This is a genomic window from Rugosimonospora africana, assembly GCF_016862975.1.
GTDB lineage: Bacteria > Actinomycetota > Actinomycetes > Mycobacteriales > Micromonosporaceae > Rugosimonospora > Rugosimonospora africana.
Genome location: NZ_BONZ01000035.1, coordinates 39,930 through 57,932 on the forward strand (window position 1 = coordinate 39,930; position 18,003 = coordinate 57,932).

Here is an 18,003-nt window from a genome sequence, read left to right on the forward strand (position 1 = left end):
CCGGCCGGGCCGCAGATGTCCCAGGTGAGGCCGGCAACAGCAACAGTTTCGGAGAACTTTCGGCGCCGCTCGCGGAGTTCGTCAGCCACCAGGAGTTCCGCGCCGGACTCTGACAGTCGCGTAGGCGACCGACGCGCCGCCCGGCGACGCGCCGGCGGAGTCTGTCGGCATGACCAGACCCGGTGACAGCTACATCTACAGGCGGAGATGACTCACCGGCTGGTGCACGGCGGCAGCCCCGAGTCGGCGTTCTACAGCCTGTCCGTGCGCGAGCTGGGGGACCGGCTGATCGCCGCCGGCCTGCTCGCCCGGCAGGACGCCGAGCTGGCCTCGGCATACCTTGCCGACCCGTCGGTGAGCTGGCTGTCGCTCGGCATGCTGTCCGCGTGGGGCCGCCGCGGCGCGACCGCGTGACGCGACGCCCCGTCACGCCGGATCGCCGACCGCGATCCCGGCCGCAGAGTCCGCGGGCACCGCAGCATCCGCCGCTACCGCAGCATCCGCGGGCACCGGAGCGTCCGCCGCCACCGGAGCGACATCGCCCGCGGCCGGGCGTCGGTTGGCGAACGCGGCGATCAGGATGGCCGCACCGATCAGCGTGCAGGCCGCGGCGCAACCGGCGGTGATGTGCATCGCGTGGATGAATGCGTGGTTGGCGGTGCCCACCAGGTCTGGGCGGCCGACCGCCGACGCCACCCGGCGGGTCGCCTCGGCGGACTGGCCGGCGGCGGCGCGGGTGGCGGGCGGCAGCCCGGAAAGCGACGGCGCGATCGCGCGCTGGTACGCGTTGGCCAGAACGGTACCGAGGACGGCCACGCCGAGGACGCTGCCGACCTGGCGGATCGTGTTGTTGACGGCTGACCCGGCGCCCATCCGGTCCATCGGCAGCACGCCGATCACCGCGGCGGTGGTGGGCGCGACCGCCGCGCCGATCGCGGTGCCGGCCAGGGCACCGACGACGCAGAATCGCCACAGCGGTGTGTGCATGCCATACGTCAGGTTCGCGGCGTGGCACGCGGTGAAGACCAGCATCGCCGTACCGGCGACCGGGGCGACGCCGACCCGGCGGGTCAGCCGGGCGCCGAGCGGTGCGCCGATGACGACGCCGAACGCGCCGGGTACCGAGAGGAAGCCCGCCGCCAGGGCGGTCATGCCGCGCGCGCCCTGCAGGTAGAACGTCGTGTAGAAGCTCTGGCCGGTGACCGTGAGGAAGATCGCGGCGAGCGCGGCGTTGCCGGCCGCGAAGCGGCGGTTGCGGAACAGGCGCGGGTCGAAGCTGGGCAGTTGCGCCCGCATTTCGGCGAGCAGGAACGCGGCGATGAGGGCGACGCCGGCCACGATGCTGCCCCACACCTGCCAGCGGCCCCATCCGCCGGCCTGGCCGCCCTCGATCAGACCGTACGCGAGCGCGAACAGGCCGGCGGTTGACAGGCCGAGGCCCACCGGGTCGAGCCGGCGGCGCTGCGGGTTGCGCGGGTTGTGGACGAACACGGCGGTACCCACCAGGCCGACGACCACGATCGGCAGGTTGACCAGGAAGACCGAACCCCACCAGAAGCGGTCGATGAGGAGGCCGCCGAGCACCGGCCCGAGCGCCACGCCGATGCCGGCCGAGGCCGACCAGGTGGCGATCGCTCCCGCGCGCCGTTCGGCCGGGAACGTGGCACCGATGATGGCCATCGAGGTGGGCATGATCATCGCGCCGCCCGCGCCCATGACCGCGCGCGCCGCGATCAGCGCCGTCGGTCCGGTCGCCCATGCCGCCCAGGCGGAGGAGGCCCCGAAGACGGCCAGGCCGAGAAGGAGGATGCTGCGGTGGCCGAACCGGTCACCGAGCGCACCGGCGGCGAAAAGTACCGTCGCGAACAGCAGCGAGTAGGCGCCGACGGCCCACTGCAACTGGCCGGGCGAGGCGCCGATGCCGGTGACCGGGTCGGCGAGCCGCTCCAGCGCGATGCCGAGGACGGTCGCGTCGATCCAGATGAGGACGGCGGACACCACGAGGATGGACAGGATCCGGCGCTGGCGTCCGGGGCTCAGGGGCTGCAAGACTGGCTCCTATGATTGACAGGTTCCTGACGGCCTGGTCTTCACCATGGCTCGTTTGACAGGAACCTGTCAACCCCCTTCCGGTGCACAATGTACCGGTGGAGGACGAGAGCGGCGACGGTTGCCTGACGTTCCTGGTACGGCATGCCTGGCTGAGCATGCGCACGGCGGTGGCCGGGGCGCTCGCCGAGCACGGCCTCTCCGTCGCGCAGTACGGCACCCTGCTGTTTCTCGACGGGCAACCGGGCTGCACCGTCGCCGAAGTGGCGCGGAAGGTCGGCACCGCCCGGCAGTCGGCCAACGAGATGCTGGCCGGGCTGGAGCGCGCCGGCCTGATCGAGCGGCGGGCGCACCCCCATGACCGGCGCTCCCAGCAGGTGTTCATCACCCCGGCCGGGCGGGACCGGATCGCCGCCGCCACGCCTGCCGTGAGCGAGGCCGAAACGCAGTTGGAGATCGATTTCACCGACGCCGACCGGGCGACAGTCCGCCGCTGGCTGACCAGCATGACCGAGAGCGCCGCCGAAAGCCCCGAAGAGTTCTCCACACACTAAAGCCTCTTGGCAAACCCAGCTGACCGGCTGCGCCGCGCCCAGGCGGCGATCGGCGGCGTTGTCGGCTAGCCCGGATACAACACCGGTATCCGGGCAAACGTCCGCCGTGCCGGACGCCGCCCGGATCGCGGCTCGCTCGGCCAGAGGTCTGCCAACAGGCTCTGACGCCGTCGGGCCGGGCCGCACTGTCCAGAGTGGACGGTACGGGCGCGAAAATCCGCTGCGGGCGCCGGGAGTGGCGGCTACCGTGCTGTCCCAAGGCAGTCACGGAAGGGATTTCGGCGTGGACACGGCAGCGATTCGTCGGGCGTACCTCGACTACCACCGGCTCCATGGACACGCCGTGATCGCCCGGGCCAGCCTGGTGCCCCGCGAGGACCCCACCACACTGTTCACCGGCTCGGGCATGCAGCCGCTGCTGCCCTACCTGCTCGGCGCACCGCATCCGGCCGGGGACCGGCTGGTCGACTCGCAGACCTGCCTGCGCGCCGAGGACATCGACGAGGTGGGGGACACGCGGCACACCACGTTCTTCGAGATGCTGGGCAACTGGAGCCTGGGGGCATACTTCAAGGCCGAGCAGATCGAGCGGTTGTTCACGTTCCTGGTCGACCACCTCCGGTTGGATCCGTCGCGCCTGTACGCCACGGCGTTCGCCGGTGCGCCGCGCTGGCGGATCCCGCGCGACGACGAGTCGGCCTCGCTGTGGGTACGGCTGTTCGCGACCAAGGGCATCGTGACCCCACCGGTCGAGGCGGGCGACGCCGAACGTGCCGCGGCGACCGGGATCGGCGACGCGCACGTGCTGTTCTACGACGAGAGCCAGTGCTGGTGGAGCCGGTCCGGGCCGCCGTCCACGATGCCCGAGGGCGAGCCGGGCGGCCCCGACTCCGAGGTGTTCTACGAGTTCCCGCAGGTGCCGCACGACCCGTCGTTCGGCGCGCACTGCCATCCGCACTGTGACTGCGGCCGGTTCATCGAGATCGGCAACTCGGTCTTCATGCAGTACCTGCGCACCTCCGACGGTTTCGTCGAGCTGCCACGCCGCAACGTGGACTTCGGCGCCGGCCTGGAGCGGCTCGCGATGGCGGTCACGGACACCGCGGACATGTTCCAGACCGATCTGCTCCGTCCGCTCGTCGACGCGGTCACCGACTGGTCCGGGTCGCGGCACGGCGCCAGACGCGCCGAGCCAGACTGGTCGATAACGCGGATGCCCGGGGTACCGGGGGAGCACGACACGCTGACGGCGGCGAGGGTGATCGCCGACCACGCCCGGGCCGTGGTGTTCCTCGCGGCCGACGGGGTGGTGCCGTCGAACACGGCGCAGGGCTACGTGATGCGCCGGTTCGCGCGGCGCGCCATCCGTCAGGGACTGTCCCTCGGCATCGAGTCCGACCTGCTGGCCGGACTGGTTCCGGTCGTCGTCGACGCCTACTGCGGCGCGTACCCGGAACTCGCCACCGCCGGGCCGGAGATCCAGACCACGCTCGGACAGGAGGAGGCGCTGTTTCGCCGTACGCTGTCCCGCGGGGTACGCGAGTTCGGCCGGCTCACCGCGACCGGCGGGCTGACCGGTGACGCGGTCTTCACGCTGTTCGACACGTTCGGGTTCCCGCCCGAGCTGTCCGTCGAGGAGGCGGGGCGCACCGGCGTCGGGGTGGACGGCGCCTGGCGGGAGCGCTTCACGGCGCGGATGGCGGAGCAGAAGCAGCGGTCGAAGACCGCTTCGGCCGGTCTGTTCAAGGGTGGCCTGGCCGACCACTCCGAGGCCACCACCCGGCTGCACACCGCGACGCACCTGCTGTACAAGGCGTTGCGGCTGGTACTGGGGGAGCACGTGGTGCAGCGGGGGAGCAACATCACCCCGGAGCGGCTGCGGTTCGACTTCAGCCACCCGGCGAAGCTGACCCGCGGGGAACTGGACGAGGTCGAGCGGATCGTCAACGAGCAGATCGACCGGGACTGGCCGATGGTGCGCCGCGAGCTGCCCACGGCGACGGCGTTCGGCGAGGGTGCCCTCGGTGCGTTCGGCGACCGCTACGGCGAGACCGTGCAGGTCTACACGGCCGGCGACCCGGACGGGGAGTGGTACAGCAACGAGATCTGCGGTGGCCCGCACGTGGCGCACACCGGGGTGCTGGGCCGATTCCAGGTCGTCAAGGAGGAGTCGTCCAGTTCCGGGGTACGCCGCATCCGCGCCGTCCTCCGGTAGCTGGCGGCAGCCGCCCCCCTCGGGTGGCCACCGCCGGCCTCGGCGGCTACCGCCGGGGCCGGTCCGGTATGCCGGCGACACACACCAGCGCGGCCACGCACAACGCGCCGATCACGCTGGCCGTGGCGGTCCAGCCGCTGTGCAGGTACGCCAGGCCGATCGCCCACCCGAGCGCGCTGGAGCCGAGGTAGTACGCCATCAGGTACATCGCCGACGCCTGCGCGCGGTACCGGGACACCCGGGCCGCCATCCAGCCACTGGCGACCGAGTGGGCGACGAAGAAACCGGCGGTGAACACGACCAGGCCCACGGTGATGGCTGCCAGGTTGTCCGGCAGGGTCAGGGCGAGCCCGGCCAGCGACAGCACCCCGCCGGCACCGATCACCGCGCGCCGGCCGTGCCGGTCGGCCAGCCGGCCGGCGACCGTGGAACTGGCCGTACCGGCCAGGTACGCGAGGAACAGCAGCGAGGCGAGCGTGCCGGACAGCCCGATCGGCGCCGACGTCAACCGGTACGACAGGTAGTTGTAGCAGGCGACGAAGCCGCCCATCAGCAGGAAGCCCACCGCGCACAGGCGCCGTACCCCGGGGTCGCGCCACAGCTCGCGCAGCGCCGAGGCGTGCGCGCCCAACCGTGCCGGAGTGGGTTGGAACCGCCGGGCCGGCGGCAACAGCACCAGGAACGCGGCGACCATGACGGCCGAGCAGCCGGCCAGTACGGCGACCGCCAGCCGCCAGGAGCCCAGATCCTGCGCGGCACCGGGGATGAGCCGGCCGAGCACGCCGCCCAGCGAGTTCCCGGACACGTACAGGCCGATCGCGGCCCCGATCCCGGTCGGGTGGATCTCGTCGCCGAGGTGCCCCATGGCCACCGCGACGACCGCGGCCAGCGCCACCCCGATCAGGGCCCGGGTGAAAAGCAGCATCCAGAACCGCGGCATCAGCGCCGAGGCGAACGCGAGGACGCAGGCGACGAGCAGGCCGCCGCGCATCAGCCGGGTACGGCCCACCGACTCGGCGACGCTGGACAGCGGCAGGATGGCCAGGGCCAGCGCGCCGGTGGCGCAGGAGACGGTCAGGCTGGACGCGGCCGGTCCGACCCGGAAGGCCGCGCCGATCGCCGGAAGCAGCGCCTGCGTGAAGTACAGCAGGCTGAACGCGGACAGTCCGGCGGCGAGCATGGCGAGGGTGAGCCGGCGCGCCGGGCGGCTGCCGGGTGGCAGGCCGGGCGGGCGCTCCCGGTCGAGTTCGGCGTCGAGGACGGTCACGCCTTCGACGCTAGGAGCGGAACGTCCCATACGTCCAATACATGACTCGGGGTATTTTCATACCGTGGCGTATGAGAGCTTCGGGCTGGCACCCGGACTGGAGGAACTGGTCGCGGTCGCCCGGCACGAGCACGTGACCCGTGCCGCCCAGCAGTTGGGCATTCCGCAGCCGACCCTGTCCCGCGCGCTGGCCCGGCTGGCCGCCGAGCTGGGCACGCCGCTGCTGCACCGGGAGGGGCGGGGGGTCCGGCTGACCCGGCACGGCCAACTGCTCGCCGGGCATGCCGAGCGGGCTCTGGACGAACTGCTCGCCGGGGTACGGGCGGTCCGCGCCGAGGCCGATCCGGACTCCGGTTCGGTGGTGCTGGGGTTCCTGCACAGCATGGGCCCGACCGTGGTGCCCGCGCTGCTGCGCGGGTTCCGGCAGACTCATCCCGGCGTGGTGGTGCGGCTGGTGCAGGACGCCGCGCACGTGATCGTCGACGGGGTACTGTCCGGCCGGCTCGACCTCGGCGTGGCGGGTCCGGTGCCGCCGCACCCGCACCTGGGCACCCGGCGGCTGGCCGAGCAGCCGCTCACCCTGCTGGTACCGGCGGGTCACCGGCTCGCCGGTCGGGCCCGGGTACGCCTGGCCGAGGTCGGCGACGAGCCGCTGATCACGATGACCGCCGGGTACGGCGTGCGGACCATCACCGACCAGCTGTTGCGCGCGGCGCGGCTGCCGATCCGGTACTCCTACGAGAGCCAGGAGATGAACACCGCGGCCGGGTTGGTCGCCGCCGGGCTCGGTGTCGCCGTGCTGCCGGCCGGCGCGGCGATGGACGGCACGGTCGAACTGGCGATCACCGACAAGGGCGCCAGCCGGACCATCTCGGTCGCGTGGTCCGGCGACTGGCGCCTGTCGACCCCGGTGTCCGACCTGCGCCGCTACATCATCGAGGAGGCGCCCCGGCTGCTCCGGAGGGGTTGACCGACTGGTCTGGGTCGCGGAGCGGCGTCAGACGCGCCGAGCCGGGAGGAGCCGGCCGCAGCCGACGAGCGTCTCGCGCCGCTGCGCCGACAGTGGGTGATGCTCCACCCGGCGGGCGGTGGAGCACGCGTCGACCATCCACCCGTCGCCGGCCGCGAAGCCGACGTGGTGGGCCCGCCCGCCCTCGCGGGCGAAGAAGTACAGGTCGCCGGGGATCTCCTCGCCCAGCGGTACCGGCTGTGCCACCGTCTGCTGGTCGCTGGCGTTGCGGGGCACCTCGACGCCGGCGAGCCGGTGGGCCAGGTGGGTCAGCCCGGAGCAGTCGATGCCGAAGGGCGTCAGGCCACCCCACACGTACGGCGTGCCCACCAGGCGCATCGCGGTCGCGAGCAGCGACGCCGAGTCCGGCGCCACCCCTGACTCCCCGTCCGCCGGCCGGACGTCTCCCGCCGGTACCCACAGCGCCTCCGGGCGGCCCACGACCGACACCGGCAGCCAGCCGTCCGCCGGGTCGCCGAGCGCGTTCAGGCGGGTGCCGAGCACGACATCGGGTACCGCGACCGCACCGGACGGCGCGGCGTACAGCGCCGTGGTCAGCGCGCTGGTCACGAACTCGCCGTCGCCGTCGCGCCTGTGCTCGCCGGCGGTCAACTGCTCCACCGGCATCCAACCCGGGTACCCGACCGGGTCGCGGCACTGCGCCGGCTGTCCCGGTACCAGCACCCGGGCCCACCGGTCGCGTACGTCCTGGATCACCACGCGGTCGCCGAGAAGAAGCTGGGACTCCACCCGGTCGCCGAGACCGGCGTCGGTACCGTCGGGTATCGCCGACACCCAGGCCCGGCAGCTGCCCGGTACCGAAAGCATCGGACCGTCGATGTCCCGGATCCGGTCCGGTGCCGTCCACAGCGTGGCCACCGCCACCGCTACCGAAGCCGTCTCGGCCATCCCTCTCGCCTCTCACTCGTGGCGACCGGTCCCGACCTCGCACCGCGATCGGGACCGGCCACGTCTGTCCGCGCTACGGGTACGCCCCTTTTGTGGGCGGGCCCGCCGGGCGGCCCCGGGAATCAGTACCGGAAAGCCGACCGCACCGCGCCGCCGACGATCGCGCACCAGGTGTCGGTGTTCACCTTGCCGTCCGGCACCAGGCCGTGCAGGCGCTGTATGCCCTGCACCGCCTTCATCGTGGCGTGGTCGAACTCGCCGTTGACGGCGACGTCGGCGTACCCCTTGCGGCCCAGCATGTACTGCAGCGCCTCGACCGGCAAGCCGGTCGCGTGCTTGTCGAGCACCGGCGCGAGTGCCTCCCAGGTGGCCGCGTCGAAGGTGGCGTCCGGATCGACCGGGATCCCGTGGCTGCTCTGGAAGTCGGCGACGACCCCGTTCATGTCGATGCCGAACACGCCGTCCGGGGTGAGTGGGTAGCCGAGGTCGGCGAGCAGGTACTGGGCGACCTCGACGACCGGGCCGTCGACGAACCGCCAGATGTCCGGCCAGCGGCGCGCCGGGATGGCGCTACGCGGGGTTCCGAGCGCCGCCGCCACCCGCGAGCGGACCATCGGGAACTGGGCGTAGAACGCGATGCCCGGGCAGTCGGTGATGTAGAAGTCCCAGTGGCCGAAGATGTCCCAGGGCTGGAGCCGGAACTGCCGGCAGACGGCGGCGCACAGCTCCACCAGCGAGTCGAGCAGCGCGGCGGGCGGCGTCTCGGTGATGTAGGTGCCCTCGTTCTCGATGCCGATCGCGTTGCCGTTCTCGCCCGGGCAGTGGGCGGCGATGACCTGGTGCTCGCCCGCGTCGAGAGTCTCCAGGCTGCGGTGGCGACCCTCCAGCACGTAGCCGCCCCGGCTCACCGTGAAGTGCTGGCCGGTGTCCGCCCACCCGTTGGTGTCCATGTGCAGGTCCTGGCAGTCGCGGGCCAACTGCATCGCGTGCTCGCGGGAGTAGTCGGTGACGTTCGGGAACGCCATGTGGTGCAGGATGATTTTGTTGGTGGTGTTGCCGGTGATCTGGATGGGGCTCGACGGCGGCCGTGCGCCCCAGGTGTCGCAGTCGATGACCCATGGGAATTCAGGGTCCGGGACGGCACCTGCCGGTGACGAGGTGAGCAGCTCTGTCCCGACGACCGCCGCGACCGCGCCCCCGAGACCGGCTTTGAACAGCGTGCGGCGATCGACCTCGTGCCGATGGATGGCCATGTGCTACCTCCGCGAGGCGGTGTGGAATCGCGACAACTTCTGTGGATTGTTTGAGGATATGGATGGGGTACGGCCAAGAGCAATAGCTCGCGGTCCATAGATCCGGTGCGCGTCAGACCAGGGTCGGTGGTGGCATGACGTTCGCCCGCTGGCTCTCCGGCGGCATCAGGGCAGCGTGCAGCGCGTCGGCCTGGGCCGCCTCGGCCACTGGCGGCTGTCCGGGCAAGAGTGGCTCTCCAGCCAGGAGCGGCTCTCCGGCCACGAGCGGCTCTCCGGCCAGGAGCGGTAGGGCGGCCAGCCAGGCGGCGGCGGCCGGACCGTCCAGCGCGGTGCACAGGTCGGCGGCCGGCCACCGGTCCCGGAGCGCGGCAACGACCCGGTCCCGTACCGGCGCGGCGGACACCAGCAGTCCGCCGGCCAGGACGATCGGCGCGTCGCTGGCCGCCGGGCGGGACTGTACGAGCGTCGCCACCAGCAGGTCGGCGGCTTCGCGCACGATCAGGTCGGCGGTGGTGTCGCCGGCGGCGCGCGCCTGCATCACCAGCGGTGCCAGGTCGGCGAGCGAGATCGCCGGGCGGCGGTTGACCTCCCGGATCAGGTCGGCGATCGGCCGGCGGGGCGGGCGGCGCGGCATCGCGTGCGTCCCGTCGCCGCCCGGTCGCGCCGACGCAGCGTCTGCTTTGGGACCGGCCACGCCGTCCATGCCCGCCGCGTCGTCCACGCCGGCCGCGCCTTCCACGCCCGCCGCGCCGGCCGGCTCGTGCCCGTCGCCGTCGCCGAAGTACCAGGACTGGATCAGGCGGGACAGCGGCGAGGCGGGTGCCTGGCCGTCCAGTGTGGACAGTGTGGCGCGCACCGCCTGCCGGCCGATCCAGAACGCCGACCCGTCGTCGCCGAGCAACCAGCCGTGCCCGCCGTGAATGGCGACCGGCTCCCGATCGCGGACCTCGGCGGCCACCGCACCGGTACCGGCGAGCAGGATCGAACCGGCGGGGGCCGGCGTACCCGCGGCGAACGCGACCGCGACGTCGCTGGTGACCCGTACCGGACAGGTCAGCCCGGCGGCCCGCCAGATCTCCTCGAACGCCCGCGCGATGGCTGGGTCGGACGCGTACTGGCTGGCACCGGCCAGCCCGACCACACAGCCCTCCACCGCGCCCGGGTCGGCGTCGCGCAACGCCTCGTCCAGTGCCGTGGAGATGCGTCCGGCGGCGACGCTCACCCCGTGCGCGTACGGGTTCGCACCGGCAGACCGGGCCGACCCGACCCGTCTCCCCGCGGTCGTCGCCAACAGCGCTCTGGTCCAGGTGCCGCCGATGTCGAGGCCGAGAACCAACCGTTCCTTGCCGGGCGTCGAGCCGGACATGCCTTCGTGCTCCTCAACGGTTCGTTTGGCGGCAAATGTCTCGCTGTGGCTTCCTGTGGGATCATGGCAGAGTCTCGGTAAGAGCTCAACACGGCGAGCGACCCTTGACGTGGGATCGAGATATCTGCAAGTCTTCCCGCCAACATAAGTTCTGCCAGCGTTATTCGGCGATCGGCCGGGCCCGATGCCGGGTGTGGGCGGTCGCACGACCTCTTGGGTTCATGTGGATTCTAGGGAGTGAGCGGTGAGAGGAAGGATCGCGATCGCGCCGGTACTCTGCGGGGCGTTGCTCGCGGCGGCCGCCTGTTCGGGTGGGGGCACCAAACCGGCCACTGAGGACAAGAACACATCGGGCGCCATCACCGTATGGTTGCAGACCGACGCGCAGACGCTCTGGCCGCAGGCGGTCACCGACGCGACGGCCGAGTTCAACAAGACGTACCCGAAGGTCAAGGTGAACGTGGTCTACCAGGCGTGGACCGACCACCTGACCAAGTTCGACGCGGCCGCCCAGGCGCGCACCGCACCGGACGTGCTGGAGTTCGGCAACAGCGAGACCGCGCAGTACATCGTCGCGGGTGCGCTCACGGATCTGACCGCCGACAAGTCGACGTTCGAGAACTCGTCGTCGTGGCTCGACGGGCTGATCCAGTCCTGCACGATGGACGGCAAGCTGTACTGCGTGCCGTACTACGGCGGGGACCGCGCCGTCACCTACCGCAAAGACATCTTCACCGCCGCCGGCATCTCGCAGCCCCCGAAGACCTGGCCGGAGCTGCTGACCGACGTGCGGACGATCGCGACCAAGCACGCCTCCGACCCGAACTTCTCCGCGTTCTACATGCCCGGCTCCTACCCGTACGGCGGCCTGCCGTTCGTGTACGACGCCGGCAGCCAGATCGCCACCCAGTCCTCCGACGGGAAGTGGCAGGCGAACCTGTCCTCCGCCGAGGCGCAGAAGGGCCTGGCGAACTGGAAGGAACTGATCGACGCCGGCTACCGGGGCGACCGCACGAAGACCAATCTGAACTCCTACGTCCAGCTGGTCTCCGGCGAGGCGGCGATGTTCTACGACTCGTCCGGCCAGATGGCCGCGGTCTACGGAGCGAAGGGCAACCCGGCGCTCAAGGACAAGCTCGGCACGTTCCCGCTGCCCAGCCCGACCAACGCCGGCCAGCCCGTACCGCCGTTCATGGGCGGTTCCGACCTGGCCGTGCCGAAGTCCGCGCCGCACCCAGCCTGGTCCAAGGCGTGGATCAAGGCGTTCACCTCGTCCAGCGCGGAGAACGAGTTCGTGGCCGGCGGGTTCCTCGCCAACTCCAAGAACATCACCTCCGACGACCCGCTGCGGTCCGCGTTCTCCGCGGAACTCGCGCACACCTGGTTCGTCCCGCTCGCGAAGAACTGGGCGCAGGTGGAGAAGGACCAGATCATCAACCAGCTGCTGGTGGACGTCGCGACCGGCAAGTCGATTCCGGACGCGACCAAGACCGCCGACGCGGCCATCGAGAAGGACCTCAACCAGTCCTGACCCGTCCCCACCGGGACGGCGTCAGCATCGGCGACTCTGCCAGGGCGGCACAGCCCTGGCAGGGTCGCTGACTTCACCGATGTTGGCGGGCCGCCGCCAGCGGACCACCGGAACGGGGAGCCATGGCGTCGACAGGCACCACCCGGACAGCGGACCTGGCCGGCGGCCCACCAGGCCCGTCCGCCGCGCGGCCACCGCGCCGGGGCGGTAGGCGGGGCGGTCGCGCCCGGTTGACCCCGTACGCGCTGGCCACTCCGGCGCTGGTGGTCCTGGTGGGAGTCCTCGGGTACCCGATGGCGAAGCTGGTCGTGCTGTCGTTCCAGACCTGGGGACTGGCGCAGATCTTCAACCCCGATGCCGGGCCGTCGTTCGCCGGGCTGGCCAACTACCGCCGGATCTTCAGCGACGGGTTCTTCTGGACGGTCCTGGAACGCACGGTCATCGTCGCCGCCGCGATGGTGGTCCTGTCCATGGTGGTCGGTGTGGCGGTCGCGCTGCTGATGCAGGTGGTACCGGGGTGGTGCCGCTGGCTGATGACCTTCGCGCTTGTACTCGCCTGGGCCGTTCCGCAGCCGGTGTCCACCGAGATGTTCGCGTGGATGACCGACTACAACTACGGCGTCATCAACTACCTGCTCGGCATCCCGCGGCACAACTGGTACATCGACAACGTGCAGGGCTTCGCGGTCTCGACCGCGGTCGTCGTCTGGGGCGCCGTCCCGCTCATCGCCATCACCGTGTACGCGGCGCTCGCCCAGATTCCCCGGGACCTGATCGAGGCCGCCAGGGTCGACGGCGCGTCATCGCCGCAGGTGTTCCGCAAGGTGACCGTGCCGCTGCTGCGGCCGATCCTGCTGATGCTCAGCACGCTGTCGGTGATCTGGGACTTCCAGGTCTTCACCCAGATCTGGGTACTGCGCCAGTCCAATCCCACCAAGGACTACTTCACGCTCGGCATCTACTCGTACGCGCGGGCCTACTACAGCCACGACTACGGCTACGCCTCGGCGCTGGCCGTCGTCACGGTCCTGCTGCTGCTCGGCGTGATGGTCGTGTACCTGCGCCAGATCCTGCGGATGGGGGAGGCGGAATGAGCCGGGGTCGACTGCGCACCCTGGTCTGGACCGTGTGCGGCCTCGCGGTCGTGGTGGTCTGGGTGTTCCCGGTGTACTGGATGGCCAACACCGCGTTCAAGCCCGGCAAGGACATGCAGACCGTCACCCCGCAGTTCTGGCCGCACCACCCGTCGGTGGCCAACTTCCGGATCGTCGTGACCGATCCGGTGTTCTGGCGCGCGCTGCGCAACAGCGCCATCGTGACCGGCCTGACCGTGGTCGCGGCGATGGTGGTCGCGTTCCTGGCCGCGCTCGCGATCGCGCGCTTCCGCTTCCACGGTCGCAAGGCGTTCGTCTTCGCGGTGATGATCGTGCAGATGGTTCCGCTCAACGCGGTCGTCATCCCGCTGTTCCTGATGTTCAACCGGGCGCGGCTGACCGATACGGTACCGGGCCTGGTGCTGGCGTACCTGGCCTTCGCGATGCCGTTCGCGGTGTGGACGCTGCGCGGCTTCCTCGCCAACATCCCGGTGGAGTTGGAGGAGGCGGCGATGGTGGACGGGTGCGGGAGGTTCTCCGCGTTCATCCGCATCGTGCTGCCGCTGGTCCTGCCCGGGCTCGTCGCCACCTCGGTCTACACGATGATCCTGGCCTGGAACGAGTTCATGCTGACCTACTTCCTCATCTCCAGCCCGGGCAACTACACGCTGCCGTTGTGGCTGACCCACTTCACCCTCGGCGAGGGGACCGAGTACGGGCCGCTGATGGCGGGCTCCACGCTGATCGCGGTACCGGTCGTGGCCTTCTTCATGGCGGTACAGCGACGGGTCGCCGGGGGGCTGACCGCCGGAGCGGTCAAGGGCTGACCGGCCGCCGGGTGAGCCGGGCGTGGGCGGCCGGGTCGAGGTCCGGCGCCACGATGCCGGCGGCCAGCCAGGCGGCGGCACCCGCGCAGCTGCCGGCGAGGATCGGATCGGTGCGACGGTGGCGGGCCAGCCGCCGCTGCACCTCCCGACCGATCGGGCCGCCGCCCGACAGCAGCGAACCGGCCAGGACCAGCGGCTCGTCCGGCTCGGCGGCGGACAGCGACGTCGCCGAGTCCACCAGCAGCGCGACGGCGCGGTCGACGATCCGCTGCGCGACCCGGTCGCCGGCCTCGGCAGCGGCCGGGACCAGGGGGGCCAGCCCGGCCAGCGCGATCGGCGGGCCGTCGTACACGGTGTCGCGCAGCACCACGACCTGCTCGGCCGGATCCGCCGGTACCGTCTCGTCACCGGTCAGCGTGGCGAGAACGGCCTGGGTGAGCAGGGTCGGCTCGCCTCGGTGGTCGAGCGCGGCGAACACCGCGCGGACCGCCTGGCGACCGAGCCAGAAGCCGGAACCGTCGTCGCCGACCAGCCAGCCGTTGCCGTCGACCCGCTCCAGCACCTCCTCGTCGCCGATGCGGGCGGCGATCGCACCGATGCCGGCGATGAGCACCGCGCCGTGCCGCCGCGAGGTACCGGCGGCGAACGCGGTCACCGCGTCGGCGACCACCCGTACCGGACAGGTCAGGCCCGCCGAGTCCCACACCTGGGCGAGCGGCTCGACGGTCGCGCCGCGGGTGTACCGGATGACCCCGGCGGCCCCGACCACCACGTGGCTGACCAGCCGCGGGTCGACCGTCTCCGTCGCCTGCCGTGCCGCCGAACTCAGGTGGTCGGCGACCTCGGCCACCGGCATCGCCATCGCGTTCGCCGAGCCCGACCTGCCCCGCCCGACCACCTCGCCGTCAGTCGTGGCGCAGACGGCCTCGACGAGCCCGGCGCCCGCGTCGATGCCCAGGACCAGACTGCCGGCCCCGTCGGCGGCGTTCGGCATTGCACACTCCTGTGGCGGATAGCAGGGTCCGTTCACGCTGATCGGACGATAGATCAGCGGCTGCCGGATTGGCTATCGGAGGGTCGTTTCGTGGCCGGTTCGCAGCCGGCGACCGGTATGGCCTCCCCACGCGGGCGCGATCGTCCGCCACCGACGCCGGGTCGGGCCGTCGCACCGCGTATCCCACGGCAGTCCAAGGTGAGTCTTGACTGATATCGGGATGGACATGGATAGTCGTCGTTGCAACCGTTCATGGTCATGGAGGTGCGAGGTCGCGTGCGTACCCGGTCCGAACCCGGGCCGGTCGACCGACCCGGTGCGCGAGTCGGACCGGACAGTCGGGACCGCGGGAACCGTGACCGGTTACGCTTGCCCGGGTGGCTGGCACCAGACGTACCGGCAACTCGATCCGGTGAAGTCCGTGCAAGCGGGGCGTCGGGCAGCCGGCCGAACACCCTCGGTCGACCTTGCGGAGTCCCAACCCCATGAAGGAAGAACTGCTTGCCGCGGCGCTGCCCGAGGAGCGCCGACTCCAGATCGCCGCGCAGCTGCGCCGGGACGCCCGCGTCCGGGTGGAAGACCTCGCCCACCAGTTCACGGTCTCCGGCGAGACGATCCGCCGCGACCTGCAGGTGCTGGAGGAACGCGGCGTGCTGCGGCGGGTGTACGGGGGCGCCGTCGCCCAGGAGGGGCGCAGCTGGGAGAGCGCGATCGAGGAACGCGCGGTCGCCCACCTGGACCCGAAACGGGCCATCGCCGCGGCCGCGGCCGCGCTGGTCGAACCCGGCGACACAGTCATTCTCGACGTGGGGACCACCGTCGCGGAGACCGCCCGCGCGCTGCCGGCCACGTTCTCCGGCCGGGCGCTGTGCTGCTCGGTACCCACGGCGGCCGAGCTGACCAGCCGGGACGACGTGGAGGTGCACCTCGCCGGCGGGCAGCTGCGCCGTGCCGACCTGGCCTGTGTCGGCGCCAGCGCGGAGCGCTTCCTCGACCAGTTCTTCGCCGACCGGGCGTTCGTCGCCGCCAGCGGTGTCGCCGCGAAGGCCGGGGTGACCGCGGACCGCCTCGACGAGATCCCGTTGCGACAGGCGATCCTGCGGCAGGCGACCGAGACGTACGTGCTGGCCGACTCCACCAAGCTCGGTCACATCGCGGTGGGCCGGGTCTGCGCGTTGTCCGCCGTCACCGCGGTCATCACCGACTCGGCGGCCGACCCGGCGGGCGTGCGGTCGCTGGAACAGGCCGGCGTCCGGGTCATCGTCGCCGCTCCGCTGACCGGTCCGGAGTAGCGGAACCGCCGATCGCGCGCCGCGTACGACGGCCGTCGGCTCGCTGACTGATCGGGCCGCCGCCCGCCCGGGCGCGGGCTCAACGCCGCCGCTGCCTGCCCTGGCCGCCGGCTCAACCCGCCTGGGCCGGCCGCCGGCCGGTCCGACTTGCCGCAGAACAATCCACATCGGACAGATCGCGGCTCGGCGCCTCGCACCACCCGTCCCGGCGTGGGATTCCGCGCGGCCGACTCCCGTTTTGATCGCTGATCGGCTATGTCCGTGGCCGTCGATCTCTGCAACAATCCCACAAGATACCTCGGAGGGAGTCGTCATGATTATCCATCGACGGACACTGCTGCGCGGGCTCGCCGCCGGAACGGCCGGTGTCCTTGCCGGACCCGAGTTCGCCCGGGCCGCCCTTGCCGCGTCTCCGGAGCCGACCCGCGACGTCAGCTACGAAAGCTGGAACGGCATCGCCGGGCTCGCCCGCGGCACCGCGGCCGGGACCGCGCTGGGCCTGGCCGGGCTCACCATCCGCAGGCCGGTCGGCACCATCACCTACACCGACCCGTTCGTCGGCGGCAGCCGGGACTACGAGTACGCCACCTGGACGTCCCCGTGGGTGTTCCCCGGGTTCGCCGCCAGCCAGGCGGTGACGTCCTGGAACGCCACGACACCGGGTGGCACCTGGATCCAGACGGAGCTGCGCGGCGTCACCCCGGCCGGTACCACCACCAAGTGGTACGTCATGGGCCGGTGGGCGGAAGACGACACCCAGTTCTCCCGTACCTCGGTGCCGGGGCAGCGCGACGCCGACGGCACGGTGGACATCGACACGTTCGAGGCCGCCGACGGTACCGGGCTGCGTGCCTGGCAGCTGCGGCTGACCCTGTACCGGCCGGCGGACACCCGGCAGACCCCGACGGTACGGTCGGTCGGCGCGATGGCCTCGCTGCTGCCCGAGGCCGACGAGTACCCGACCAGCACACCGCGCCGGGCCAAGGGCGTCACGCTGCGGGTACCGCAGTTCTCCCAGGACGTCCACCTCGACCAGTACCCGCAGTGGGACAACGGCGGCGAGGCGTGGTGCAGCCCCACGTCCACGTCGATGGTCGTCGCCTACTGGCACAAGGGACCCAGCCCCGCCGACTACTCCTGGGTGGACCCGGGCTACGCCGACCCGTGGGTCGACTACGCCGCCCGCAACACCTACGACAACAACTACACCGGCTGCGGGAACTGGCCGTTCAACACGGCCTACGCGGCGCGCTTCGGGCTGCGCTCCTTCGTGACCCGGATGCGCTCGTTCAACGAGGTCGAGCAGTTCATCGCGGCCGGCATACCGGTGGTGGTGTCGGCCGCGTTCAAGAAGGGCCAGGTCCCCGGCGCCGACTACTCCACCAACGGCCACCTGATGGTCATCGCCGGCTTCACCCGCGACGGCGACCCGGTGATGAACGATCCCGCCGCCGCCGACGACCCGAGCGTCCGCAAGGTGTTCGGCCGGCCCGAGTTCGAGAACGCGTGGCGCAACAGCAGCGGCGGAACGGTCTACATCATCCACCCCGCGACGGTCGCGCTCCCGCGGTCGCCGCACCAGGCGAACTGGTGAGCATATCGGTGCGCTCCTCGCGGTGTTGAGGCGGTGTGAAATCTTGTGG

General features: G+C 71.7%; 15 protein-coding genes. 9 read left to right on the forward strand and 6 right to left on the reverse strand.

All coding sequences use genetic code 11. The annotated features are described in order from the left end of the window. Positions 1 to 207: 207 nt before the first annotated feature. Positions 208 to 414: a hypothetical protein gene (locus Raf01_RS18650; protein ID WP_203919195.1), complete on the forward strand. Its 207-nt coding sequence runs from the start codon at positions 208 to 210 to the stop codon at positions 412 to 414. A 12-nt stretch (positions 415 to 426) separates the two neighbouring features. On the opposite strand, the gene Raf01_RS18655 is transcribed toward Raf01_RS18650, so the two are convergent. Then, on the reverse strand, positions 427 to 2,049 hold the full coding sequence (locus Raf01_RS18655) for an MFS transporter (RefSeq protein WP_239133725.1): 1,623 nt from the start codon (positions 2,047 to 2,049) through the stop codon (positions 427 to 429). 98 nt (positions 2,050 to 2,147) lie between these two features. Between Raf01_RS18655 and Raf01_RS18660 the strand changes: the two genes are divergently transcribed. Further along, positions 2,148 to 2,603 (forward strand): MarR family winged helix-turn-helix transcriptional regulator, encoded by a 456-nt coding sequence (locus Raf01_RS18660; RefSeq protein ID WP_239133726.1) that lies wholly within the window; start codon positions 2,148 to 2,150, stop codon positions 2,601 to 2,603. A gap of 283 nt (positions 2,604 to 2,886) precedes the next feature. After that, positions 2,887 to 4,818: an alanine--tRNA ligase gene (locus Raf01_RS18665; protein ID WP_203919196.1), complete on the forward strand. Its 1,932-nt coding sequence runs from the start codon at positions 2,887 to 2,889 to the stop codon at positions 4,816 to 4,818. 46 nt (positions 4,819 to 4,864) lie between these two features. Here Raf01_RS18665 and Raf01_RS18670 read toward each other — a convergent pair whose 3' ends face one another. Further along, the gene (locus Raf01_RS18670; protein WP_203919197.1) at positions 4,865 to 6,085 is read right to left on the reverse strand and encodes an MFS transporter; all 1,221 of its coding nucleotides are present in this window, start codon (positions 6,083 to 6,085) and stop codon (positions 4,865 to 4,867) included. Between the two features lie 64 nt (positions 6,086 to 6,149). On the opposite strand from Raf01_RS18670, the gene Raf01_RS18675 reads away from it, so the two are divergent. Then, positions 6,150 to 7,055, forward strand: coding sequence for a LysR family transcriptional regulator (locus tag Raf01_RS18675; protein WP_203919198.1), 906 nt, complete (start codon positions 6,150 to 6,152; stop codon positions 7,053 to 7,055). Between the two features lie 27 nt (positions 7,056 to 7,082). Here Raf01_RS18675 and Raf01_RS18680 read toward each other — a convergent pair whose 3' ends face one another. From Raf01_RS18680 to Raf01_RS18690, 3 genes are all read right to left on the reverse strand, one after another. Next, positions 7,083 to 8,003, reverse strand: coding sequence for a C40 family peptidase (locus tag Raf01_RS18680; protein WP_203919199.1), 921 nt, complete (start codon positions 8,001 to 8,003; stop codon positions 7,083 to 7,085). 122 nt (positions 8,004 to 8,125) lie between these two features. Next, a complete protein-coding gene (locus Raf01_RS18685; protein WP_203919200.1) occupies positions 8,126 to 9,256 on the reverse strand; it encodes a peptidoglycan recognition protein family protein in 1,131 nt (376 codons plus the stop codon). Positions 9,257 to 9,368: 112 nt separating this feature from the next. Continuing rightward, entirely contained in the window at positions 9,369 to 10,622 is a 1,254-nt protein-coding gene (locus Raf01_RS18690; RefSeq protein ID WP_203919201.1) for an N-acetylglucosamine kinase, read from the reverse strand. 244 nt (positions 10,623 to 10,866) lie between these two features. On the opposite strand from Raf01_RS18690, the gene Raf01_RS18695 reads away from it, so the two are divergent. From Raf01_RS18695 to Raf01_RS18705, 3 genes are all read left to right on the forward strand, one after another. Further along, positions 10,867 to 12,153, forward strand: coding sequence for an extracellular solute-binding protein (locus tag Raf01_RS18695; RefSeq protein WP_203919202.1), 1,287 nt, complete (start codon positions 10,867 to 10,869; stop codon positions 12,151 to 12,153). 122 nt (positions 12,154 to 12,275) lie between these two features. After that, positions 12,276 to 13,247, forward strand: a complete 972-nt coding sequence (locus tag Raf01_RS18700) for a carbohydrate ABC transporter permease (protein WP_203919203.1) — start codon at positions 12,276 to 12,278, stop codon at positions 13,245 to 13,247. Then, positions 13,244 to 14,074 (forward strand): carbohydrate ABC transporter permease, encoded by an 831-nt coding sequence (locus Raf01_RS18705; protein ID WP_203919204.1) that lies wholly within the window; start codon positions 13,244 to 13,246, stop codon positions 14,072 to 14,074. Before Raf01_RS18700 ends, Raf01_RS18705 begins: the two co-directional genes overlap by 4 nt. On the opposite strand, the gene Raf01_RS18710 is transcribed toward Raf01_RS18705, so the two are convergent. Beyond that, positions 14,064 to 15,068 carry an N-acetylglucosamine kinase gene (locus Raf01_RS18710; RefSeq protein WP_203919205.1) on the reverse strand — a complete coding sequence of 335 codons (1,005 nt, stop codon included), beginning with the start codon at positions 15,066 to 15,068 and terminating at the stop codon, positions 14,064 to 14,066. The genes Raf01_RS18705 and Raf01_RS18710 overlap by 11 nt on opposite strands. A gap of 485 nt (positions 15,069 to 15,553) precedes the next feature. Between Raf01_RS18710 and Raf01_RS18715 the strand changes: the two genes are divergently transcribed. Further along, positions 15,554 to 16,360 carry a DeoR/GlpR family DNA-binding transcription regulator gene (locus Raf01_RS18715; protein ID WP_203919206.1) on the forward strand — a complete coding sequence of 269 codons (807 nt, stop codon included), beginning with the start codon at positions 15,554 to 15,556 and terminating at the stop codon, positions 16,358 to 16,360. A gap of 313 nt (positions 16,361 to 16,673) precedes the next feature. Then, entirely contained in the window at positions 16,674 to 17,954 is a 1,281-nt protein-coding gene (locus Raf01_RS18720) for a C39 family peptidase (protein WP_203919207.1), read from the forward strand. Positions 17,955 to 18,003: the final 49 nt, after the last annotated feature.

Coding starts and splice junctions, on each gene's coding strand:
- Raf01_RS18680 (WP_203919199.1), bottom strand. CDS start 8,003: ATGGCCGAGACGGCTTCGGTAGCGGTGGCGGTGGCCACGCTGTGGACG.
- Raf01_RS18685 (WP_203919200.1), bottom strand. CDS start 9,256: ATGGCCATCCATCGGCACGAGGTCGATCGCCGCACGCTGTTCAAAGCC.
- Raf01_RS18710 (WP_203919205.1), bottom strand. CDS start 15,068: ATGCCGAACGCCGCCGACGGGGCCGGCAGTCTGGTCCTGGGCATCGAC.
- Raf01_RS18720 (WP_203919207.1), top strand. CDS start 16,674: ATGATTATCCATCGACGGACACTGCTGCGCGGGCTCGCCGCCGGAACG.
- Raf01_RS18705 (WP_203919204.1), top strand. CDS start 13,244: ATGAGCCGGGGTCGACTGCGCACCCTGGTCTGGACCGTGTGCGGCCTC.
- Raf01_RS18650 (WP_203919195.1), top strand. CDS start 208: ATGACTCACCGGCTGGTGCACGGCGGCAGCCCCGAGTCGGCGTTCTAC.
- Raf01_RS18690 (WP_203919201.1), bottom strand. CDS start 10,622: ATGTCCGGCTCGACGCCCGGCAAGGAACGGTTGGTTCTCGGCCTCGAC.
- Raf01_RS18715 (WP_203919206.1), top strand. CDS start 15,554: ATGAAGGAAGAACTGCTTGCCGCGGCGCTGCCCGAGGAGCGCCGACTC.
- Raf01_RS18700 (WP_203919203.1), top strand. CDS start 12,276: ATGGCGTCGACAGGCACCACCCGGACAGCGGACCTGGCCGGCGGCCCA.